Origin of the sequence: Hydrogenispora ethanolica (assembly GCF_004340685.1) — a bacterium.
GTDB classification, from domain to species: domain Bacteria; phylum Bacillota; class UBA4882; order UBA8346; family UBA8346; genus Hydrogenispora; species Hydrogenispora ethanolica.
The window spans coordinates 142,813-164,525 of the sequence record NZ_SLUN01000007.1; the positions used below are offsets into that span (position 1 = coordinate 142,813).

The window sequence follows — 21,713 nt, forward strand, 5'->3', positions numbered from 1 at the left end:
AGAAGGGTGATTCGTAATGGGTGATTTTCTCGAATTGGCGGCGACGCGCCGCAGTATCCGGAAGTTTCAGGACCGTGAGATCCCGGAACAGGATATCGCATATTTCATCCGGGCCGCCGTGAATGCGCCCAGCGGTTGCAACAGTCAATGCTGGCGGTTTATCGCGGTCCGTGACAAAGCCGTCATCGGGAGGATGAAAGCCGCCGTAGTGGAGCGGGTCAACCGGCTGCTGGCAGCCGGAGGAACGGAGCTTTCCCCGGAGTATCTGGAGTCCAAACGGAAGATGGTCAGCTTTTTCGCTAAGGCACCGCTGGTGATCGCCGTCTTCATGACCGGGGCCAAGTTTTACGATGCGGTGATGATCGAGGCCTTGCGGGTCCAGGGTTATGACGACGCGGGCATCATGAAGCTTTACGGCCATTACGACCTGCTGTCGGTGGGCGCGGCCATCCAGAACCTGTTGCTGGCGGTCCATGAGAAGGGTTACGGCGCCTGCTGGATGAACGAACCGGTCGTGGCCGAGGCGGCGCTGCAGGAGATTTTGGGAGTGCCGTCCCAGGAACGGTTGATCTCCCTGATTCCGGTGGGAGTCCCCGCTTACGTCCCCCGCACCAAGAACTTGAAGGAAATGGCGGAGGTCTTCGTCCTCCGCTGATACCGGCACCTCCCGGTGACGGGCCAAGCCGCCCTTGTTCCGGATGAGTCCGTCCCGGACTGTGCCGGGTTCTCCCGGAGCGGGGACGAACTCCGCCGCGGCCCTGGAAAGTTCGCCCGAGTCCCGGGAAAGTCATCCCAAATCCGGGACGGGATTTCCCATGCCCCGGAAGAGTTGTCCCGCGCCCGGGACGAGGTTTTCCAAGTCCCGGGAGAACCGTTCCCGGCTGCCGGCCAACTTTCCCAAAGCCCGGGCGGACATTTCCCAGTCACGGGCGGGCTCGCCCGCGACTGGGGAGTGTCCGCCGAAGCCCCGGGATGGTTTCCCCGGATGAGGCTCATCTTTGATCGAATGCTGCAGCGCGTCCCTGGCGTGTTCCCTACGCGGCGCCGCGCCGGCCACCTTTTGCCCGGTCCGCCCTCATTCTATCTTTTTCCTCCAGGGAGAAACGAACCGTGGGTCTTCATATCGCCCCAAACTGCCGCTTGCCCCGCCCGGGATTCCATGATATAATTCCACTTAAACATCGTTGTCAAAGGCGATGAAGGAGCCCATTAAAGCGCCCCGGTGACAGCAGAGAGCGGGTGGTCGGTGCAAACCCGCCGGACGCGGCAGCTGAAATACCCTCCCGAGCCTCCGGCCGAACCTGACAGTAAGCCGGCACGGGTCCGCCCGTTACCGCGGTTTGAGACGCACCCCCGTCTGCTTGTTTTCTCTTGGGGTGCGTAAAGTAAGGTGGTACCACGAAACGATACTCGCGACCATTCGTCCTTACCCGGACGAGTGGTTTTTTTATTGATTTTAGGGAGCTTCCGGCGACGAGCCGGGGGAAAGGGGTTGATAAGGAGTGGGCATGGAAACTATCGTAAACAAAGCCGCGGCCCGGCCGGGAAGCGGGAATCCCGCAAGCGGCGCTGGGCCGGGCGCCGGAGAATGGTTAAGCGGGATCAAACGCCATGGCGACGGGGCCGTCGATGGGAATCGGCCCGCTGGTTATCGCCGGGACTGACCCCATGGTCCGGAATGGCGATCCCGTTGGGTGGCAACGGCGTTTTCTGGCAAAAATACCAATCGTGAGTCTGGAAGCTTTGAAGGCTTCTTCAATGAAAAGGATATCCCGGCCGAAACCCGGCCTGAATTCCGTGACGCATGCCACTTGAATCCCCGGACGATCCATTTTGAAAACTTGAGGAGGTATGACCGATGTCTGTATTTGAAACGCTCCAGGAGCGGGGCTTTATCCAGCAGACCACGCACCAGGAGCCCCTTTACGAATTGCTTGAGAAGGAGAAGGTCACTTTCTATGTCGGATTCGACCCGACCGCCGACAGTTTGCATGTCGGCCACTTGCTGCCGGTGATGGCCATGGCACATATGCAGCGGGCCGGGCATCGTCCCATCGCCATCCTGGGCGGCGGCACCGCCATGATCGGCGATCCCAGCGGAAAATCGGAATTGCGCCAGATGTTGACCAAGGAGACGATTGACCATAACGCGGAATGCTTTAGAAGCCAACTCGCTCATTATCTCGATTTTAGCGAGGGCAAGGCCTTGATGGTCAATAACGGCGATTGGCTGCTGGGCTTGAATTATCTTGAGTTTTTGCGGGATATTGGCCGCTTTTTCTCGGTGAACCGCATGCTGACCGCAGAGAGCGTGAAAATCCGCTTGGAAAAAGGCCTGACTTTCATCGAGTTTAACTATATGTTGCTGCAATCCTACGACTTCCTGATGCTGAACCGGAAATACGGGTGCAAGCTGCAGATGGGCGGGGACGATCAATGGTCGAATATTCTTGCCGGAGCGGATCTGATCCGGCGCGTCGAAGGCAAGGAGGCGTACGGCGTCACCTTCCCGCTCCTCACCACCAGCTCCGGACGGAAGATGGGCAAAACCGAGGCCGGGGCGGTCTGGCTGGATCCGGCCAAAACCACGCCGTATGAGTTCTACCAGTACTGGCGGAACTCCGACGACCGGGATGTCCGGCGTTTCTTGTCGCTCTACACCTTCCTGCCGATGGACGAGGTCCGGCGCCTGGGCGCGTTGCAGGATCAGGCGATCAATGAAGCCAAGCGCGTCCTGGCCTTCGAAGTCACCAAGCTGGCCCACGGCGAAGCCGAGGCCATCAAGGCCGACCAAGCCGCGGCGGCGCTCTTCGGCGGCGGCGGCAATGAACAGGCGGTGCCGGCGGTGGAACTGAGCCAGGATCAATTGGCGCAAGGCTTGACCATTCTGGATCTGCTGGTCCAGGCGAAACTGGCCGATTCCAAGAGTGAGGCGCGGCGGCTGGTGACCCAGGGCGGAGTGGCTCTGAACGACGAGAAGATCAGCGATCTCAACCGGACGATCGCCGCCGCTGATTTCAAGGACGGCAAACTGTTGATCAAAAAAGGCAAAAAGCAGTTCCAAACCGTGAAATTGATCTAACTCAGATCGCTTTGGCTGCCGGAGTGGTAGCGATTTTTCGGAAATGATGCGCGTTTCCTATATAAGTTGAATTAAATTTCTGTTATGCATCATGTCCCGTAAGCCTTCCATGATGGTATATTTTAAACCGGGTTTCAGATTGAAATCCGGTTTTTTGATCGCTTTTCGTTTTTGTTTTGGGAATATTGGATGACCGGATTGTATATGTTTACAATGGAAGGATGTCCGGACGATTCGGGAGAAGGGGCGGACTATCCGGCCATCGTTTGGAGTGAAAAATTGCAACTTTGGAAGGGTATGACTTTAAAAAGCGGATAATCCGGATTTGAGCAGTGGTTAATCTTGTCCCCGCGGTGACTTAATCAAATCCTTTTATATTTTTTCATATGGACATTTCGTTCATAAATAAAGGAGGATTAAAATGAAGCGATTTTTCATCGTCCTGGGAATGCTGGCGCTCATGCTGTCGCTGAGTCTGGTGAATGTTTCCGCCAAAGAAGTGACCATTCAGTTCTGGCATGCCATGGGCGGCCATAACATGGAGGTCGTCAACAGCCTGGTCGATCAGTTCAACAAGACTCACCCCGGGATCAAGGTCGAAGCGCAAATGGCCGGTACCTATGATGACGTCCTGAGCAAGACCCAGGCGGCGGTCCGGACCAAAACCGCGCCGCACGTCATCCAGATCTTCGAGATCGGCACCCGGGTGATGATCGATAGCGGCATCATCATTCCGGTCGAAGATCTCGGCAAAAAAGTGGCCCGCGATCGCAGTTTCAATTGGAACAAATGGATCAAGCCGGTCGCCAACTATTACCGGATGGACGGCAAGCTGAATTCGATGCCCTTCAACTCTTCCACGCCGCTCCTGTACTACAATAAAACCTTCTTCAAACAGGCCGGGCTGGACCCCAACCAACCGCCCCAGACCTTCGAGGATCTGAAGAAATACGCCGAGAAACTGACGGTGCGGGATGCCCAGGGAGCGGTAACCCGCTACGGAATGACCCTGGCGATCTACGGCTGGTTCGCCGAGCAGATGAGTTACAATCAGGATGCCCTGTACGTCAATAACAATAACGGCCGGACCGGCCGCCCCACCAAAGCCCTGTTCAACGGACCGGCCCTGGTGCGCTTCCTCGACCTTTGGAAGGCGATGGTCGATCAAGGGACGATGCTCAATGCCGGCGCCGGCACTGCCCCGGCCCAGCAAGCCTTCTTGTCGGGACGGGCGGCGATGATGTTTGAATCCACCGCGCAGGTGAACAACTTCGAAAACGGCCTCAAAAAGATCGGCAGCGAGCTGGGTACCGCCTACCTGCCGCTGCCGAAGGGAGTCAAACGCGGCGGCGTCTGCATCGGCGGCGCCAGCCTTTGGGTGACCAAAGACCATCCGGAGGAAGAGCTGAAGGCCACCTGGGAGTTTTTGAAATGGTTAACCCTCACCGAGCAGCAGGTTTACTGGTTCGAGAATACCGGCTACTTCCCGACGACGCTGAGCGCGGTGGAAGCGGCCAAAAAGACCCGGTTCTTCACCGAGCACCCCAATTACGCGACGGCGTTCCAGCAACTGCTGATCGCCAAGAACGATTACGCCACCCAAGGCGCGGTGATGGGCAGCTTCGCCGCGGTCCGCAAGACCGTGGAAGACGCCGTCGAGGAAGTTCTCTCCGGCAAGAAGACCACCAAGAAGGCGTTGGACGACGCCGCAGCCAAGGTCGATAAGATGCTGGCCGAATATAACTCGCTGTACCAATAAAAAACGGCCCGGAAAAAGGAACGCTCTCCTCCCCGCTCCGGTGGGGAGGAGAGCCCCTGAAAACTGAGCGAGCGGAGCGAAAGCATGAACGGATCGCGTATCAACCGGTTTTTTCCGTATCTATTACTACTGCCGTCGTTTCTGATTTTATTGCCCTTCTTATACTGGCCTACCCTGCAGTCGTTTATCATGAGCGTCTACCGGGAGGCTCCCTTCGGAGCCCGCAAGTTCTTCTGCGGCGCCTATAACTACGTCAATATTCTGAGCGATCCGGCCTATCTGAACAGTCTCTGGCGAACGCTGTTATTTACGGCGCTGGTGACTGGGGTAGGATTGGCCATCTCTTTGTTGTGCGCGGTGATGCTGAATCAGAAGGTCAGAGGGGCCAAGCTCTACCGGACTTTTTTCTTCATCCCCTATGCCATCTCTCCGGCAGTGGCCGCGTCGCTGTGGGTCTTCCTGCTCAACCCGGTGGCCGGATTTGTCAATTACCTGTTGTACTCCCTGTTTCATATTCAGCCGCCCTGGCTGACCGATGGCTTCCTGGCTTTTGTGGCGGTCAGCATGGCCAGCATCTGGAAGGACACCGGCTTCAACATCCTGTTTTATCTGGCCGGTTTGCAAACCATTCCGGAGAGCGTCATTGAGGCCGGCAAGATCGACGGCGCCTCGCCGGTGCAGCGTTTCTTCAAAATCACGGTGCCGCTGCTATCGCCCACCACCTTTTATCTGGTGGTGATGAATCTGATCTTCGCGATCTTTGAGAATTTCGGGATCATCGACATCATGACCGCGGGCGGCCCGGCCAATGCCACCAATTTTCTCATCTACAACCTGTACCGGGACGTCTTCATCAATTTCCGGCCCGGCGCGGCCGCGGCCCAATCCGTGATTCTGTTCGTCCTGATCATCGGAGTGACCATCGCTCACTTCAAATATAACGGCGAAAACGTCCATTATCAATAGATCGTGAAAGGGATTGCCGACATGACTCCATCCATCCGAAGCAAACGCCGGTTTTTCGAGCACCGGATCAGGGCCGCCTTGGGCTGGCACCTGTTATACATTGTCGCCAGCCTGCTGGTCTTAATGCCGGTGCTGGTCGGTCTGAGCATCAGCATGCAGCCGCGCGATCAGATCTTTACCTACCCGCCGTCGCTCTTCCCCAAAACATTATACCTCGCCAATTATGCGGATGCGTGGCGCCTGGTCAATATGGGACGACTGCTGGCCAACAGCCTGTGGGCCTCCCTCATCGTCATGCTCGGAAAGCTGCTTTTGGGGATCACCAGCGGCTATGCTTTCTCCCACTTTGAATTCAAAGGCAAACGGTTTCTCTTCTTCGCGGTATTGTTCACGCTGATGCTGCCGCTGGAGGTGCGGGTGGTGCCGCTGTTCGAATTAATCAGCCAGCTGGGCTGGGCCAATACCTACACCGGCTTGGTAATGCCCTTTCTGGCCAGCGCCACCACCACTTTTCTGATCATGCAACATTTTAAGACCATTCCCAAAGAGTTAAAGGAATCGGCCGATATGGACGGCTGCGGGCCGCTGCGTTTTCTGATCCGGATCCTGCTGCCGCTCTCCGGCCCCATCCTGGCGGGATTGGCCACTGTCAATTTCTTGTCGATGTGGAACACCTACCTCTGGCCACTGATGATTATCAACGCCGACAACCTTAAAACCGCCCAGCTCGGGATCAAGATGTTATTCAGCCCCGCGGCGGAACGGGAGTGGGGATTGATTATGGGCGGGACGATCACCGTGGTCATTCCGACCCTGCTCATCTTCATGCTCTCGCAGCGCTTCTTCGTCAAAGGCATCGCCACCCAGGGGATCAAGGAATAGCGGAGACGGCGTGGGGGCGGAAAAATGAATTTCGGGCCATGCAGGAGCATGGTTCGGATGATAATTGTAACAATAGAATCGGGAGATCCCCGGTTTTTTTTATTTGCTTTCGGAGAGCGGCGGCGGACCCGGAAAACGGTTGTCAATCTATCAGGCTCCCGGCATATACATATAATCATTCTCCAAAACTGGCCTGGAAATGGCCAACCAAGCGGAAAGAAACGGAAGGAAGTTCATTCCAAGAGGTGATCGGAACGGACCACTGGATAGGGAATGGGGAACCGGCGCTGCTCGATCCCGAGTATTGGCTGCACCGCGCGGTTCATACGGGATGGTTGAAGAATCCTTTTCAGGCCCGCCCTCATAGCGTCGCTCAGGCCGTGGCGGAATACCGGCGGGAAGTCGGCGCTCTGCTGAACCGGCCGCTGTTGGGGCAGTTCGCCGAGCGGATCAGCCCGCTGGAGCTGGCGCGATCGCTGGATCGGACGGAGTGGTTGAACGGCGTGCCAATTTATGGTTTAATTGTGAATAGAACGGATCTGAAAATGTTGCCGCGTGCGGCTCCGCTATTGACCGCGGCCTGGCCCCGGGATCTCGACCGGAACCAGCAGAGCGGCCTGGAGCCGGGAGACAGCTGTCAGCTCTTCGCCAGCAACGCCGACTGCAGTTGGTATGGGGTGATTACCCGCCGCGGCGCGGGCTGGGTCGCCGCCCGGGATCTGGCGGTGGCGGGCGCCACGCCGGTGGATCATCATACGACTCAATTGCCGGCTCTGATTACGCTCGACCCCGAACATACGTTAAAGCCGTTTCACGGCTTGCCCAGGAGCGCCGGAATGGGTTGTTCCTTTCCGGCAGTGGATCCATTCCGCCGGGTCGTACTTATCCCGTCCCGTACCCGGAGCGGTGAGCTCCGCTGGCGGGAAGCGGTGATTGACGGCAGGGTTTGCGCCGGTCATCTGGCGCCGACCGTTCCCAACCTCATCCGGCAAGCCTTCAAGTATTTGGGTCGCCGCTACGCTTGGGGCGACCGCAATCCCGGCGGCAGGACCGGTTTGGACTGTTCGCGGCTGGTTCAGAATGTCCTCCAGACATTGGGCTGGACCGTACCCCGCAACTCCCGGGAACAGCTGGCCGCCGGACGCCGGGTGCTGCCGCTGGGGGAGAGCGGGCCGGAGGAGCGCGGCGCGTTGTTGGACGGATTGATGCCCGGCAGTTTGCTTTACACCGACAGTCACGCGCTGATTTATCTCGGCCGGACGCCCAATGGATGGTATGCGATTCACGCTTGTTATAGTTATCTGGAGAAACACGGGGACCGGGAGAAGCGCCGGGCCGTGAAACGGGTGATCGTTTCCGATCTGGAGCTGGGGCTGGGAAGCTCCGGCGGTTCCCTTTGGCAACGTTTGACCGGCGCAGTGCCGGTAGTGGGAAAGGAAGAACAACATGAAGCAGTTAGTAGTGACCGCCGCGGTGATTGTCAGAGATGACCGGATTTTGATGGCACAACGCCGGACCGGGGACCGGGAAGGCGGAAAATGGGAATTTCCCGGCGGTAAAGTGGAATTCGGCGAAGATCCGCGCGCCGGCCTGGAACGGGAATTGCGTGAAGAACTGGGAATTGAAGTGGAAGTGGGAGCGCCGCTGGATGTGGTGGCGGTGAACCGGAGCGACCTGCAGCTGATTCTACTCTACTTTGGCTGCCGGATCATTGCCGGGACTCCGTTGCCCATTGAGTGCCAGGCGGTCACCTGGCGATATCCGGAGGAGATCGACGGCCTGGAAAAGCCGCCCGCCGATCATCATTTTTGGGAGAGGAACCGTGGGCAGCTGGCAGTCCTTGAGGTGAGCCGATGATTCCATTGCGGGACACCATTCCCAGCCGGAGATGGCCGGTGATGAACATATTGCTCATCCTCGCCAGCCTGCTGATATTCTTCTACCAAATCAAATTATTGCAGCTCGATCCCGACCTTTACCGGGCCCTCATCGACCAATACGGTTTGATCCCGGTCCGTTTTTTGAAGCGGCAGGCGCTGGACACCGCCACCCTGCTGCCGTTCCTCTCCTATATCTTCCTCCATGGCAGTTGGCTGCATGTGATCGGAAACCTCTGGGCGCTCTGGCTTTTCGGTGACAATGTGGAGGATCGGATGGGTTCCTTCCGCTATCTTGCCTTTTATCTGACTTGCGGAATCGTGGCCGGTCTGGTCCATGTTTGGTCCGATCCCCTTTCCAAAATGGTCACCATCGGCGGTTCGGGTGCCATTGCCGGAGTGATGGGCGCCTATTTCGTCATGTATCCGACCGCGTGGATCGTGACGCTCATTCCGATTTTTTTTATTCCCTTTTTCATCAGGATACCCGCAGTCATTTACCTGGGTGTCTGGCTCTTGACCCAGGTGTATTCGATGGTATTGAGTCAAGCGGGAGCGGGGACGGCGTCCAATATCGCCTTTGCGGCCCATGTCGGCGGCTTTGTCGGCGGCATGATCCTGCAGCCCTTTTATCGCAAATCGCGCTATCGCTAAGCCCTTGACTGCCATTTGACAGCACTTTTACGGTTTGACTATTTTTTGGGAATTGAACCAATCGTACCAGCAATTCTTCGAATATCACCCCTTAATCTTTTACCGACAGTTGCCGATACAGAATACAGTTGGAGGGGGTTGACCGATGAAACTGCCCGCTAAGTCGATTGTCTTCTTGAATAAAGTCGGTCTTTTTCTTTCTGTGGCATTGTTGCTCTGCTTATGGTTCAGCGCCGGAAATCCGCCAGCCATGCCTGGCCGGGCCGGGGGAGCGCAGCAGGGCTTGTTGATCGCGGTTTTGTTGGTGATTTGTGCCGCGGTCATCGGTATTTTTATTGTTTTCTGGCGGCATCACCGGCTGATTTCCCAGCGCATCGGGGAGCTCAATCAGTATCTGCAGCAACTTTTTCAGGGGAAAGGGTCCCAGCCCGGCCTCGATCAGTACCAGGACGAATTGACCGAGGTTCGCGAGGCTTTTGGCAAAATCTACGCGCAGATGGAGCAGTCCCGCCTGCAGCTGGAGGAGAATTACCGGAAGCTGCAACTCTCCACCATGCAGGTGGAGGAGAAGTATGCCCAAGCCTATACCTTGCGGCTGATTCAAGAAGAGATCAGCCGGGAACTGGATACGGACAACCTGTTGAAGAAGACGGTGGATATCGTCATCGGGGTCCTGGGCTGCAAATACTGTTCCATTTACCTGGCGGATACCAAAGAGGAAGTGTTGAGCCAGCGCGCGGTCTCCGGTTCCCTCGGCGACCAGAGCCTGCCGGAGATGGTGCCGATCGAGAGCAACCATTTATTAGCCAGGGTTTTCCGGGAGAAGCTTGCTTTTACCCAACTCAATCTCCCGGACGAGGATATTCGCAAGGAGTACCAGAGCTTTGCAGCGGTGCCGCTGGTCGGCAGTCGTTCCTGTTTGGGCGTGCTCCTCTTCGAACAGGAGGTCGGCGGCGGAATCACCGAGGACCTGCTGGACTTTTCGCGGCTGATAGCCCAGGAGTTGAGCCTGTCGGTGGAGAATGCCTCCTTGTACGCGCAAATGAAGCAGATGGCGACCCATGACAATCTGACCGGGATTTTTAACTGGGTCTATCTCATGAACTATCTGGACGAACTGTTCAGCGGCAATCCCGAATTGGTGTCTGTCATCATTCTGGACATCGATCATTTTAAGATCGTCAACGACCGTTTCGGCCATTTGGCGGGCGACCGGGTGCTGAAGGAGTTGGCCGGCCTGCTCCGGTCGCAATTGCCGGGAGAGGTGTTGGCTCGCTACGGCGGCGAAGAGTTTGTCATCGTGCTGCCGGGGCGGAGCCGGGAGGAAGCATGGCAGCTCGCCGAGAAGGTCCGCGCGCTCATCAGCGAACATTGCTTTATGGCCATGAACGGGGTGCGCATCGCGGTGACGATCAGCGCCGGACTCGCCAGCTATCCGGCGGATTCCGACAATTACGAGCGGCTTTTGTATCTGGCGGATCAAGCGCTCTATGAGGCCAAGAACTCCGGGCGGAATCAGGTCTGCGTGGCCCGTCCCGCGGCGGATTGCAACGAAAAATTGGGCTTCTTCGATTTGGGAATCTAAATCCGATGCGGGACGGATTCGTCCGGGTTTCGGGCAGGAACATGGAAAGCCATGAGATAAATTAAAAATCGACTTTATCCCTTGCTTCGCGGAGCTTTATGTTCACCCTGGCCTTCGGACAGGGTTTATCACAACGCTTTTAGAAGCCATGCGATGAAGTCTTTCAAATTAGAAATTCTCTTGCTAAAAGGCTTTAAACGACTTTATCACTTGCTTCGCTGAGCTTTTGTGTCCACCCTGACCTTCGGACAGGGTTTATCACAACGTTTTAAACGGGGGATCAGAATGCGCAATTTGAATGACATGACCGAATATATCGAAAAGGCGGAGTTGTTGAAGACCGTGGCCCATCCGGTGCGCCTCTGCATCGTGCAGGGCTTGATGGAACAAGGGGAATGCAATGTCAATCACATGCAATCCTGCTTGCACATCCCGCAATCGACCATCTCCCAGCATTTGGCCAAGATGCGCTCCGGTGGCGTGCTGAAGTGCAGGCGCGAGGGAGTGGAGGTTTATTACCAGGTGGCCAACGAAGTCATCTGTCAAGTGGTGCGGGCGTTGTTTTCCAAATCGGGCGGCGCCTGAACGGCAGGGCCTCTCCAAGGAAGCAGCGCCGCGGCGTTGCTTTTTTATTTTAAATACGGCAAGGGGACGGAGTCGACCTCCAGGTCGACCAGCGCCGGCCCGGCGGCGAGCGCCTGCCGGAGCACCGCTTCGGCTGGGCTGGATTCGTCAATCCGGTAGGCCGGAATGCCGAACGCCTCGCCGAGCCGGATCAGATCGGGCAGGACCAGATCGGTACCGTAAGGGGTCATCTTCTGTTGGCGCATCTTCTGGATTTCCAAGCCGTAACACCCGTTCCGCAGGACCAGGATGGTCAGGGGCAAGCGATAGCGGGCCACCGTGGCCAGCTCGGCCAGGGACATCAAGAGTCCGCCGTCGCCGACCAGCGCCACGGTTTTTCGATCCGGCCGCAGCAGACAGGCTGCGATTCCGGCCGGAAGCGCAACGCCCATGCTCCGCCAGGAATTCGACAGCAAAACCCGTTGCCGTTCGGCCAGAAAGCCGAGATCAAACCAGTAAGCGAACTCTCCGACATCCAGCGCAATGAGGGCATCGGGTGGCGCGACCGCGGCCAGCGCCCGCATGACAGCCGCCGGATGACGCGGTCCCGGCAGCGACTCGACCAGCTGCAGCCGGGCCTGCCGGCAGCGGTCCAGTTCCTTCCGCCATTCCTCCCGGGGCAGGCGGTGGGGAAAATGCTCGCGCAACTTCCGGAGGATCACCGCCAAGTCGCCCCGGACCACCGGATAGGGTTGAAAGGACGGGCTCAGACTGGGCGTGAAGCGGACGACCGGCGTCGCCGCGGGAAAATAATTCTCCTCGTAAACCGCTTCGCCGACACAGAGCAACTGGTCGCACCGGCCGAGGCAGTCCGGCAGATAGGCTTCGCCAATGCCGCCCAGCACCAGCGGGTGACGGTCGGGCAGCATTCCTTTGTTCTCCTGGCTGATGATGATTCCGGCGCCGTAGTCCGCGGCAAATCCGGCCCAAGCCTCCCCCTCGTCCCGTGCGCCTCTCCCCAGGACCAGCAGCGGCCGTTGCGCCTGCTCCAGCCGCTTCAAGATGTCATCCAAGCCGCCCTGGACGGCGCCGGTCCCGTTCAGGCTCGGCTGTAACGGCGGGGGCTGGATGGGCATGGCATCGGTCTCATGCGCCAGAATATCCACCGGGATCTCCAGATGGACGGCGCCCGGCCCGCTGAGGGCTTGATTGAGCAGCCGGGACAGGACCGGGACGACGCTCCCGGGATGGATGCACATTTCGGAGGCGGCGGTGACCGCCGTGAAGAGTTGCCGTTGGTTGATGTATTGCTTGGTCTCGTTCCCCAATTGGCTGCCGGCCACTTGGCCGGTGAGGCAGAGCAGAGGCACCCGGTCGAGTAGGGCCGAGCCGGTTCCGTTCACCAGGTTGGCGGCCCCCGGGCCGGAGGTCCCGATGCAGACCCCGGGCGCGCCGGAGAGTTGCGCCGCAAAAGCGGCCATCATCGCCGCCGTCGTCTCGATGGCGGCCGGCACAAAACGAATGGTTTGCTGGCGGGCCAGGGCCTCGGCCAGCGGAAAGATGGCGTCCCCGACGACTCCGAAGATGAACCGGACTCCGTAGGCTGCCAGTTGTTCGAGAATGAGATCGGAAACCGTTTTGATGGCGAGTCCCTCCTTTGGCCGGCTGGCGGGGAATGCCGCCAACCGTTCCACCCCTACTCTGATAATGTTTCCGGCCGGAGGGAACGGTATGCAAAAAAGACCGCGGGGCGGTGCTCCTGCCAAGCGCCATCCCCTCAGGGACCGCCCATGCTCATGTTGCGACTCCGGATTGATCTTTTGCAACAAAAGATGGATCACTTGTCGTTCAAGATCGATCTTTAGTCATTCAAGATCCATCTTCAGTCATTCCAGATCGATCTTGAATCACCGAAGATCGATCATTAATCATTGAAGCTCGATCTTGAGCTGCTCAAGATCCCTCTTCAGTCACCCGGGATCGATCTTGAGCCACCGAAGATCGTTCTTTTGTTAACCCGGGAGCGACCGGGAACCCGTCATTCAACCACCGGCTGGGAAAACCAACTTGTATTCGCCGGGAGAGATTTGTAATTTTTTAATAGCAAAGTCTGGCGGCGATGTTACGTAAAAACTATATGAAACGCTTGAAGAAAAAACCCAGAAAAGATATAATGACAGAAAGATTTCATTCAGAGAATGGCCGGAATATCCGCCGGCGGGCAAGTTGAGTTTTGGGAGCCGGGAAGCGTGCGGCGTATTTCTCTTGATTCCTAAACTAAAAAATCCGATCGTTTGACAGCCGGCTATCCGGATAGAAATATGATCGGAATCCTTTTTTCATCTTAAATTTAAATTGAATTCGCATTGAAAAACGGAGGAGGTTTCGAGTTTTGAGCAAGCGCGTTTATAATTTCAATCCCGGCCCGGCGATTCTGCCTTTGCCCGTGCTGGAGGAAGCCCAACGGGATCTGTTGGATTTTAAGGGCAGCGGGATGTCGGTCTTGGAGGTCAGCCACCGCGGCAAGGCTTATGAGGAACTCCATAATGAAACCGAAACCTTGTTCAAGGAACTGCTGGGCGCCCCCGCCGATTACCGGGTGCTCTTCATGGGCGGCGGAGCCAGCGCCCAGTTCGCTCTGGTGCCGATGAACTTTCTGCCGGCCGGGGCGGTGGCCGATTACATCCTTACCGGCAGCTTCGCCGAGAAAGCGTTTGAAGAGGCGGCCCGCGTCGGGGAAGTCCATAGCGCGGCCAGTTCCAAGGCGACCCATTATGACCGGATTCCCCGGCCGGACGAGATTCAGTTGAGTCCCGACGCCGCCTATGTCCATATCACCTCCAACAATACGATCTTCGGCACCCAATGGCCGGTATTGCCGGAGTTCCCCGGTGTGCCGCTGGTGGCCGACATGTCCAGCGATATTCTGTCCCGGCCGTTCGATGTCTCCAAGTTCGGCCTGATTTACGCCGGCGCCCAGAAAAACCTCGGACCCTCCGGCGTGACCGTGGTCCTGATCAGCCCGGAAATGCTGGCCAAGGTCAATAAGAACCTGCCGGTTATTTTCCAATATACCACCTATGCCAAGAACAACTCGCTCTATAACACCCCGGCCACGTTCGCGGTGTATATCGTCAATTTGGTCTTGAAGTGGCTCAAAGCCAACGGCGGCCTAGCCGCCATGGAGCAACGGAACCGGGAGAAAGCGGCGCTGATCTACGACGCGCTGGACGCCTCGGGCGGATTTTACAAAGGGCACGCCGCCAAAGAGTTCCGTTCCTTGATGAATGTAACCTTCCGTTTGCCCGGCGAGGAGCTGGAGGCGGCCTTTGTGAGCGAGGCCAAGCAGCTGGATCTGATCGGCTTGAAGGGCCATCGCTCGGTCGGAGGAATGCGGGCTTCGATCTATAACGCGATGCCGGTGGAAGGCTGCCGCGCCCTGGCGGATTTCATGCGCGATTTCGCCAAGCGGAACGGCTGATCGCGGCGATTGGTTTTGATTTTGGTTGTTCTACCGCTACCGGGACCCCTCGGTAGCGTTTTTATAAGGACGGCGATTTCTTGGAGAATTCTTTGAAGGTAGCGGGAATGAAAAAATTTATAAGAATCTTTGAAAAATTACGAAATGGTCGGGCGAGTCATTGATTCTTTGCGCAGAGACGGTTTATTAAGAATATTCAGTGATTGTTTGGCAGAATGGTAGGGAAAAACAAAAAAATAGCGAAATATAACAAGGAAGGATTCATTCTGCCATAACTGGAGCAAAAAGGCTAAACCATTGAAAAAGGTGAAGAGGGCTTTCGCCCCCTTCCATGTAACGGTATGCCGATTCATCGGATTGCAGCGCCAAATGGCTGCCAAGTTGGGTTTCTGGTGTGACCTTCTAATAGCTGAAGAAAACGTGGTTGCCGATGACGGTGGTCACCGGATGGGAACGGACCCATTGATTGGTGGTTTTGTCGGGGTTATAGAATCCGTTCGCGCCGTAGCTTGGATCCCAGCCGGAGACCGCCGACTGGACCGCCCGAATCGCGCTGGATGACGCCGCAAGGTTGATCCGGCCGTCCAACACCGGGCTGTACTGATAGCTGCCGTTGTCCACCTGGTAGATGATTCCGGAAATGGTCTTCGGATAACGCGAGTCGCGCAAGCGGTTTAAGATGGTGGCGGCTACCGCGACTTGTCCGCTGAACGGTTCGCCGTCGGATTCGGCGGTCACCAGGCGGGCCAACAGATCCAGATCATTTTGGCTTAAGGTGTAATTGTAATAACTGGTACCCGAGTTGCCCGAGGGGCTGCCCGGTATCTGCAGCGTCTGGCCTGGCGAAAGCGAATCCCCGCTCAGATTATTGGCCTGGCGGAGCGCGTCCACCGTGGTCCCGTATTTTTGGGCGATCAAATACAAGCTATCGCCGCTCTGGACCGTGTAAGTGGTTCCGCTGCTACCCGGGTTGCTGCTCCCTCCGGCCGGAATTTTGAGCGATTGCCCGACTTGCAGGTTGGTTCCGGAGATGCCATTGGCGCTCTGCAAAGCGGCAACGGTTGTCCCATATCTTTGGGCGATCAGATACAGCGTGTCCCCGGCTTGAACCCGATAGGTAGTGCCCGATCCGGAACCGGAGGAGGTCGGAATGATCAGCTGTTGACCGACCATCAGGGAATTGCCTGAGAGGTTATTGGCGCTCCGCAACGCATCGATGGATACTCCGTAGCGCTGGGAAAGCAGGTATAAAGTATCTCCGGCGCGAACTGTATAGGAAGAACCCGAACCGGAATTGGAATTCTTCCCCGCGCCTCCGGTAGCGATTTTGAGCGCTTGTCCGGGGTAAATCTCGGTGGATGAAAGTCCATTCGCTTGTTGCAGGGCAGCGGCGGTGGTTCCGTAACGCGCTGCGATGGTATAGAGTGAGTCGCCTGACTTCACATAATAAGTTTGTCCCCAAGTTGCTTGCGCTGTCAGAACGATCGAACCGGAAACCAGGATCGAAACTAGAACCTTTTTAAACTGCACATTCTCAGCTCCCTTTTTGTCCGTAGTGATCCACGGCGGGCAAAAAGTGTTGGCTGCCAATATTGCTGGGTTTGGGCTGCGTCTGAAGCTGTGTCCGTTAGTAAACCGTGGTAAAATGAATTGCCGCGCTGGAAACGATGACCTGCATATTCAGGTGTTTTCCATAGCTAGCAGATTCTTTACCGGCTGGAAGTCTCCTTGTGGGAATGAGTGGCAGTTCCAACGGTACCCGTTCCTGGCTGTTTTGGAACTTATTGGTTTTTGGGCGGGATGGGGCAAAAGGGGATCGTTTGAGTGCCGACCCCCGATTACGCGAGAAGCGCGGGAGAAGCGGTCAGTAGAGATTGGGAAGCCGATTCGCCAGGCGGACGCAGCGAAAAATATCCGCGACCAGCGCGGGAGCGATCGGAAAGTGGCGGGATTCGGGATCGGCCGCCAGATGCTGAAAGAGATGTTCCGAATCACGGATCAATTGCGACAAAAAGTAGGCGAAGTTCAGCGACCAGTGATAGCCCTCCCAGGAATTGGCGGGGCGGATGGATAACAGCATTTGTAAATGGTCGGCCAGGGCCTCAAATTGACGCAGATCCCGGTCAACCGGATCCGGCGCCGGGACGCGCTGACCCGATCGCGCCATTATCCGTAGCAGCTCCAGCATGGCTGTGACCCAGGCTTCGGCGGATTCTTGGATCGAACGGTTGGCTGAGTTCATGGCGATTCCCCCAAAAATATTGGTACTTTAGCATATTCAGCCCGCTACCGCCGGGGTGAATAAGAATCGCTCCCTTGGCGGGGACGGGCGGGCGGTTTTTTACTGAATGAGAGCATTGCATAATTAATAAAAAACTTTTTTCCGGCCGCAGGGCTTGTTGCGGTAATTGTGCAATTCTCCGCAATGGAACGTTTCTCGGGGTTTTCAAAGGATAAATTTGAATGAGACGAAGGTAGCCAATGAACAAGCAGATTTTATTCGTGGATGATGAGGCGGCGAGCCTTGAAAGGGTCAAACAGGAGCTGAACGGGGTTTTTCCCGATTGGGAAGGCGAATATGCCCCAAGCGCCGAAGCGGCTCTGGCGTTATTGGGCGAGCGTTCTTTTGCGGTCGTGGTGGTCGATTTCGAGATCGCGCGCCGGGAGAACTCCAAGCTCCTGCATGTGCTCATGAAACGGCATCCGGAGACGATCCGGGTCATCGCCGCCGCCAGTGCGGCCAGGGCTCAGGTCATGCGGATCACCAAAGCGGCGCATCGTTTTTTAGCCAAGCCGATTCAACTGGACGTATTAAAGTGTATTATCGAACGGAACCTCAAGTATCGAGAGCTTCTCCGGAACAAGACCTTGATCCGCTTGACGACCGGCGTCGGGAAACTGCCGAGTTTTCCGCCGCTCTATTACCAGATCCTTCGCGAACTGCAGTCGCCCGAGGGTTCCCTGCGTAAAGTCGGTCAGATGGTCGCCGAAGACGTGGCGTTGACCGCCAAGGTTTTGCAGGTGGTGAATTCCGCTTATTTTGGCTTATCCCGCAAGATTATGACCCCGCAACAAGCCGTCGCCCTATTGGGTTTGGACGTGTTGCGGGCGCTGGTGGTTTATACGTATGCCTTCGCCAATTTCAAAGTCCATCCCAAGCTGGAGGATTTCTCCGTCAAACGCCTTTCCCAGCACAGCCTGCTCGTGGGCAAGCTGGCCCAGGCCCTGGCCCATGAGGAACAGGCCGATAAAAGCCTGGAAGAGGAGTCGCTCAGCGCCGGGATCCTGCATGATATCGGGAAACTGGTCTTGATTCAATCGCCGGATCAATACCTGGAAGCGCTCAATTACAGTCAGGCCCGGGGTTGCAGCGATTTCTTGGCCGAATACGAGGTTTTCGGAGCCTCCCATGCCGAGGTCGGAGCCTATCTGCTGGGATTATGGGGCATCCCGGAACCGGTGGTGTTGGCGGTGGCTTTTCATCATCATCCATCCAAACTCATGGAGGACGGCTTTGGCGCCTTAACCACCATCCACGCGGCCAATGCGCTGGTGAATGCCGACTCCGCCGGTAATGCCGACTCCGCCGGTAATGCCGGCGATATCCCGGGGCTGGATCTCTTTTACCTGACGCAGATCGGAAAACGCAACCAAATGGCGAAATGGTTGCCGCTGGCGCGGAAAGTCATGGAGGATAGCGCGGATCTCCGCTTGATTTAAAAGCGTTGTGATAAACCCTGTCCGAAGGCCAGGGTGAACACAAAAGCTCAGAAAAGCAAGTGATAAAGTCGTTTTTAGTCCATTGAAAGCATGATTTCCGAATTTGAGGACTTTACACATGGCTTTTAAGTCTTTTGCCAGTGAATCCGATGCAGAGGCGGCTTGAAGCCGCCTCTTTTTTGTCAACTTTCCCTTATGGATGAGGAGTTGAAAAATTCTTTCAGCGGCGGAAGAATTTCCGCAGCCATCGAAAGATTGAAAAATGTTTGGGGCAGAGCTCGCAGGTCTGGGAAGGTTGTTCTCCCAGCCGGAAGTCCCGTTCTTCAAGCTCCTTGCAGTAGGGCGAGGGAAGCAAGCCGGAACGCTTGCAGACTTGCAGCCGGATGAAGCGGTGCTTGTCGCAATACGTTGTGGGTTCGGTACCCGTCAGGAAGTATTCGGTGGCGGCGGGGCAGAAGGCGGTGGCCCGAAGCCCCGTTTCTTTGCAAATAGTAACCTTGGCGACTTGGTCGGGAATCACGAAATCCCGGAGCGGGGCTCCGGCCAGCGCTTGGTTCATAAAATCGGCCCAGATGGGCGCAGCCACTCGGTTGGCGGCGCCGGGCAGCGGCCGCTCGTTGCGGTCGCATCCCACATAGACGCAGGCTAACAAGTCCGGGGTATAACCGATAAACCAGGCATCCCGGTTCTGTTCGGTGGTGCCGGTTTTGCCAGCCGCCGGACGGCGGATCAGCTGTTGAAGGTTGGCGGCGGTCCCGCCGTCGCGCAGCACCCCGGTCATGGCTTGGGTAATCAGATAGGCGATGCCGGGGGAGACGACTTTCTTAAATTGGGTGGGCGCTTGGTAAATGACCCGGCCTTGCGGGTCGAGGATCCGGCGAATAGCGGTCGGGGCAATCTTGTAACCGCTATTGGCCAGCGGCAGATAGGCTCCGGTCAATTCCAGCGGCGTCATTTCGCCGGTCCCCAGCGCCAGTGAGAGGTGGCGGGGGAGCCGCGACTCAATTCCCAAGGTTTTGGCAAAACCGATGATAGCGGGGATCCCCAGTTGTTCCAAGAGTTTCACCGCGACCACATTGCTGGAACAGGCCAGCGCTTCACGCAGCGTCAGCAGGCCGCTGGCAGCGGCGTTCTGATCGTCGGTGGGGAAATAGCGCCGGGATCCGTCCCGGTATAATTTGGGTGAGCGGTCAATTTTGCTGGCCAAGGTGTAGCCGCGGCCCAGCGCTTCGGCATACAGGAGCGGCTTGAAAGAAGAACCGGGTTGGCGCCGGGCTTGCGTTGCCCGGTTGAACTGTGATTTGTCGAAATCGGTCCCGCCCACCAGCGCCCGGATTTCACCATTGGACGGATCGACGGCGATCAATGCCCCTTGCGGCTGGGAGAGCCCTTTTTCGTCCTCCAGCAGGCGCGGCAGTCCTTTTCCGAGCGCCCGCTCGGCTTGGTCTTGAAGTCTGGGATCGAGCGTGGTCTCGATCCGCAATCCGCCGGTCTCCAAGATGCCGGGATCCTTCGGGAACAGCTTCGCGATTTCTTCCTGGAGCAGCAGCATAAAATAGGGAGCCGGCCGGGGTTTGGCTCTCAGGCCGGCCAGGCGCAACGGTTGGCTGCGGAACCGTTTGGCCGCGGTGCGGCTGATGTATCGGCATTCAACCATGCGCTCCAGGACTTGGGCGATCCGCCGCTGTGCGTCCTCAGGATGCAGGTAGGGCGAGTAGTAGGCCGGTCCTTTGGGCAATCCGGCCAACAGCGCCAGCTCGGCCTGGTTGAGCTGCTTCATTTCCCGGCCGAAATAGGTTTGGGCCGCCACTTTGATGCCGTAGGCGCCGTGGCCGAAGTAGATCTGGTTTAGATACAGCTCCAGAATCTGGTCTTTGGAAAGGCTCAACTCCAGTTTGATGGCATAGAAAAGCTCCTTGATCTTGCGGAGCAGCGTCCGCCGCTGATCAAGATAAGCGTTTTTGACCAGTTGCTGAGTGATGGTGCTGCCGCCCTGTTCGAGCCGGCCGCGCGTCAGATCGTGAATGGCCGCCTTGAGAATCCGGCCGAGATTGACGCCGTGGTGTTGATAGAACCGGTGATCTTCGGTGGCTAAAAAGGCTTGGCTGAGGAAGGAGGGGACTTCGCTCAGGCGAATCGGCAGCCGGTTTTGGATGTAGAAGGTAGTGACCAGGTGATTATCTCTATCCAATACCTCCGAGGCGGCCGGCAGCTGCGGCGGCGGCACCGGCAGGCCGAGGGCGACGAGCAGCGTTCCCAGGACAACCACCACGGCTACCAGAAGGACGGTATTCCAGTTTGAATGGGTCCAATGCGCCGGCCGCGGCAGTTTAAACACAGGGAACTCCCCTTTGCAGGCTGATTCAGAGAATTTCAAATTACCATAAGATTCCTTTCGCAATACAATATATAGTGAGTAGCCCGGATATATCAATCAATATATTGTGGTGCGAAGCTTTTTCCGAAGAGATTTGAAATTCTCTCGCTTGTTAACTCCAGTCCATTCGGAAAGAATGCCGGAATTCAAGTTCATCGTATATAATATGCCCCCGGTGGTAAATTTTATGAAACGGCAGGGAATTGGGGAATGATGTGGAAGCAATGATGATAGGATGACTTTCGCAGAGAAAAAAGCAAACAAAGCCATAGATACATAAGCAAAAAGAAAAAAAAGAAAGTTAGCTTGACAAACGGCCTAAAAGCAGAACTGATATTGAATATTGAGGGGGAAAAACTTATGGATGCTTGTTCCTTTGGCCCACGGTTCCGGCGGCGGGTTACTTTTTTAGCGGTAAAAAAGTAACCAAAAAACCGTTGGAACCTACGGATTTCAAGCCTCCCTCATTCATCCCGGTTCTAGAACGTCTTCGCCATCCCTGGCCATCTGTCTGGCAACCAGGTCATGGCTTCCGTTCCCGACCGCTGTTTTTCATCCTCCTATGCAACGACATTATCGTAAATCACATGATTTGCGAAAAAACGGTAAAGCGTTCGTTATTTTCGCAAATCATCTATACTCGAGGAATAATGTCGTTGCATTGGAAAAGAAGCGGCGCCGACTCCCTCCATGGAGACGGTTGCTATTTTGTCTTTTCTGGTTTTTAATCAAACTCAAAAGTCGTTAGAAGCTCTTAGCTTACGAA

General features: G+C 56.6%; 18 protein-coding genes and 1 other annotated feature. Of the genes, 13 read left to right on the forward strand and 5 right to left on the reverse strand.

Translation table 11 applies throughout. The features are described 5' to 3' along the window. Positions 1 to 16 precede the first annotated feature (16 nt). On the forward strand, positions 17 to 655 hold the full coding sequence (locus EDC14_RS08245) for a nitroreductase family protein (RefSeq protein WP_132013800.1): 639 nt from the start codon (positions 17 to 19) through the stop codon (positions 653 to 655). Positions 656 to 787: 132 nt separating this feature from the next. Here EDC14_RS08245 and EDC14_RS08250 read toward each other — a convergent pair whose 3' ends face one another. Continuing rightward, positions 788 to 1,057, reverse strand: a complete 270-nt coding sequence (locus EDC14_RS08250; RefSeq protein ID WP_132013801.1) for a hypothetical protein — start codon at positions 1,055 to 1,057, stop codon at positions 788 to 790. 130 nt (positions 1,058 to 1,187) lie between these two features. Continuing rightward, positions 1,188 to 1,431: a binding site (T-box leader), on the forward strand. Positions 1,432 to 1,508: 77 nt separating this feature from the next. On the opposite strand from EDC14_RS08250, the gene EDC14_RS26710 reads away from it, so the two are divergent. The 10 genes from EDC14_RS26710 to EDC14_RS08295 all read left to right on the forward strand — a co-directional run bounded on the left by EDC14_RS26710 (position 1,509) and on the right by EDC14_RS08295 (position 11,390). Beyond that, positions 1,509 to 1,664: a hypothetical protein gene (locus tag EDC14_RS26710; protein WP_165907885.1), complete on the forward strand. Its 156-nt coding sequence runs from the start codon at positions 1,509 to 1,511 to the stop codon at positions 1,662 to 1,664. A 194-nt stretch (positions 1,665 to 1,858) separates the two neighbouring features. Next, a complete protein-coding gene (gene tyrS / locus EDC14_RS08255) occupies positions 1,859 to 3,082 on the forward strand; it encodes a tyrosine--tRNA ligase (protein WP_132013802.1) in 1,224 nt (407 codons plus the stop codon). A 421-nt stretch (positions 3,083 to 3,503) separates the two neighbouring features. Continuing rightward, positions 3,504 to 4,841 carry an ABC transporter substrate-binding protein gene (locus EDC14_RS08260; protein WP_132013803.1) on the forward strand — a complete coding sequence of 446 codons (1,338 nt, stop codon included), beginning with the start codon at positions 3,504 to 3,506 and terminating at the stop codon, positions 4,839 to 4,841. An 84-nt stretch (positions 4,842 to 4,925) separates the two neighbouring features. Beyond that, entirely contained in the window at positions 4,926 to 5,807 is an 882-nt protein-coding gene (locus EDC14_RS08265) for a carbohydrate ABC transporter permease (RefSeq protein WP_132013804.1), read from the forward strand. Positions 5,808 to 5,828: 21 nt separating this feature from the next. After that, entirely contained in the window at positions 5,829 to 6,689 is an 861-nt protein-coding gene (locus tag EDC14_RS08270) for a carbohydrate ABC transporter permease (protein ID WP_132013805.1), read from the forward strand. 245 nt (positions 6,690 to 6,934) lie between these two features. Further along, positions 6,935 to 8,179: a C40 family peptidase gene (locus EDC14_RS08275; RefSeq protein WP_165907886.1), complete on the forward strand. Its 1,245-nt coding sequence runs from the start codon at positions 6,935 to 6,937 to the stop codon at positions 8,177 to 8,179. Next, positions 8,136 to 8,546, forward strand: a complete 411-nt coding sequence (locus EDC14_RS08280; protein ID WP_132013807.1) for a (deoxy)nucleoside triphosphate pyrophosphohydrolase — start codon at positions 8,136 to 8,138, stop codon at positions 8,544 to 8,546. The genes EDC14_RS08275 and EDC14_RS08280 overlap by 44 nt, the downstream gene beginning before the upstream one ends. Further along, the gene (locus EDC14_RS08285) at positions 8,543 to 9,220 is read left to right on the forward strand and encodes a rhomboid family intramembrane serine protease (RefSeq protein WP_132013808.1); all 678 of its coding nucleotides are present in this window, start codon (positions 8,543 to 8,545) and stop codon (positions 9,218 to 9,220) included. Before EDC14_RS08280 ends, EDC14_RS08285 begins: the two co-directional genes overlap by 4 nt. A gap of 145 nt (positions 9,221 to 9,365) precedes the next feature. Further along, positions 9,366 to 10,805: a sensor domain-containing diguanylate cyclase gene (locus EDC14_RS08290; protein ID WP_132013809.1), complete on the forward strand. Its 1,440-nt coding sequence runs from the start codon at positions 9,366 to 9,368 to the stop codon at positions 10,803 to 10,805. A 285-nt stretch (positions 10,806 to 11,090) separates the two neighbouring features. Further along, a complete protein-coding gene (locus EDC14_RS08295; RefSeq protein WP_132013810.1) occupies positions 11,091 to 11,390 on the forward strand; it encodes an ArsR/SmtB family transcription factor in 300 nt (99 codons plus the stop codon). Between the two features lie 44 nt (positions 11,391 to 11,434). Here EDC14_RS08295 and EDC14_RS08300 read toward each other — a convergent pair whose 3' ends face one another. Then, the gene (locus EDC14_RS08300; RefSeq protein WP_132013811.1) at positions 11,435 to 13,054 is read right to left on the reverse strand and encodes a thiamine pyrophosphate-binding protein; all 1,620 of its coding nucleotides are present in this window, start codon (positions 13,052 to 13,054) and stop codon (positions 11,435 to 11,437) included. Positions 13,055 to 13,761: 707 nt separating this feature from the next. On the opposite strand from EDC14_RS08300, the gene serC reads away from it, so the two are divergent. After that, positions 13,762 to 14,850, forward strand: a complete 1,089-nt coding sequence (serC, locus tag EDC14_RS08305) for a 3-phosphoserine/phosphohydroxythreonine transaminase (RefSeq protein ID WP_132013812.1) — start codon at positions 13,762 to 13,764, stop codon at positions 14,848 to 14,850. Positions 14,851 to 15,252: 402 nt separating this feature from the next. On the opposite strand, the gene EDC14_RS08310 is transcribed toward serC, so the two are convergent. Both EDC14_RS08310 and EDC14_RS08315 read right to left on the reverse strand, forming a co-directional pair. Further along, a complete protein-coding gene (locus EDC14_RS08310) occupies positions 15,253 to 16,380 on the reverse strand; it encodes a LysM peptidoglycan-binding domain-containing protein (protein WP_132013813.1) in 1,128 nt (375 codons plus the stop codon). Positions 16,381 to 16,714: 334 nt separating this feature from the next. After that, a complete protein-coding gene (locus tag EDC14_RS08315; RefSeq protein WP_132013814.1) occupies positions 16,715 to 17,092 on the reverse strand; it encodes a hypothetical protein in 378 nt (125 codons plus the stop codon). Between the two features lie 239 nt (positions 17,093 to 17,331). Here EDC14_RS08315 and EDC14_RS08320 point away from each other — a divergent pair, with 239 nt between their 5' ends. After that, on the forward strand, positions 17,332 to 18,570 hold the full coding sequence (locus EDC14_RS08320; RefSeq protein WP_132013815.1) for a response regulator: 1,239 nt from the start codon (positions 17,332 to 17,334) through the stop codon (positions 18,568 to 18,570). Between the two features lie 220 nt (positions 18,571 to 18,790). Here the strand turns inward: EDC14_RS08320 and EDC14_RS08325 are convergent, their stop codons facing one another. Beyond that, positions 18,791 to 20,908 carry a transglycosylase domain-containing protein gene (locus EDC14_RS08325; RefSeq protein ID WP_165907887.1) on the reverse strand — a complete coding sequence of 706 codons (2,118 nt, stop codon included), beginning with the start codon at positions 20,906 to 20,908 and terminating at the stop codon, positions 18,791 to 18,793. Positions 20,909 to 21,713: the final 805 nt, after the last annotated feature.

Excerpts from the sequence above, each read along its gene's own strand:
- EDC14_RS08320 (WP_132013815.1), top strand. The coding sequence starts at position 17,332 with ATGAACAAGCAGATTTTATTCGTGGATGATGAGGCGGCGAGCCTTGAA.
- EDC14_RS08315 (WP_132013814.1), bottom strand. The coding sequence starts at position 17,092 with ATGAACTCAGCCAACCGTTCGATCCAAGAATCCGCCGAAGCCTGGGTC.
- EDC14_RS08295 (WP_132013810.1), top strand. The coding sequence starts at position 11,091 with ATGCGCAATTTGAATGACATGACCGAATATATCGAAAAGGCGGAGTTG.
- EDC14_RS08265 (WP_132013804.1), top strand. The coding sequence starts at position 4,926 with ATGAACGGATCGCGTATCAACCGGTTTTTTCCGTATCTATTACTACTG.
- EDC14_RS26710 (WP_165907885.1), top strand. The coding sequence starts at position 1,509 with ATGGAAACTATCGTAAACAAAGCCGCGGCCCGGCCGGGAAGCGGGAAT.
- EDC14_RS08290 (WP_132013809.1), top strand. The coding sequence starts at position 9,366 with ATGAAACTGCCCGCTAAGTCGATTGTCTTCTTGAATAAAGTCGGTCTT.
- EDC14_RS08285 (WP_132013808.1), top strand. The coding sequence starts at position 8,543 with ATGATTCCATTGCGGGACACCATTCCCAGCCGGAGATGGCCGGTGATG.
- EDC14_RS08245 (WP_132013800.1), top strand. The coding sequence starts at position 17 with ATGGGTGATTTTCTCGAATTGGCGGCGACGCGCCGCAGTATCCGGAAG.
- tyrS (WP_132013802.1), top strand. The coding sequence starts at position 1,859 with ATGTCTGTATTTGAAACGCTCCAGGAGCGGGGCTTTATCCAGCAGACC.
- EDC14_RS08270 (WP_132013805.1), top strand. The coding sequence starts at position 5,829 with ATGACTCCATCCATCCGAAGCAAACGCCGGTTTTTCGAGCACCGGATC.
- EDC14_RS08260 (WP_132013803.1), top strand. The coding sequence starts at position 3,504 with ATGAAGCGATTTTTCATCGTCCTGGGAATGCTGGCGCTCATGCTGTCG.
- EDC14_RS08280 (WP_132013807.1), top strand. The coding sequence starts at position 8,136 with ATGAAGCAGTTAGTAGTGACCGCCGCGGTGATTGTCAGAGATGACCGG.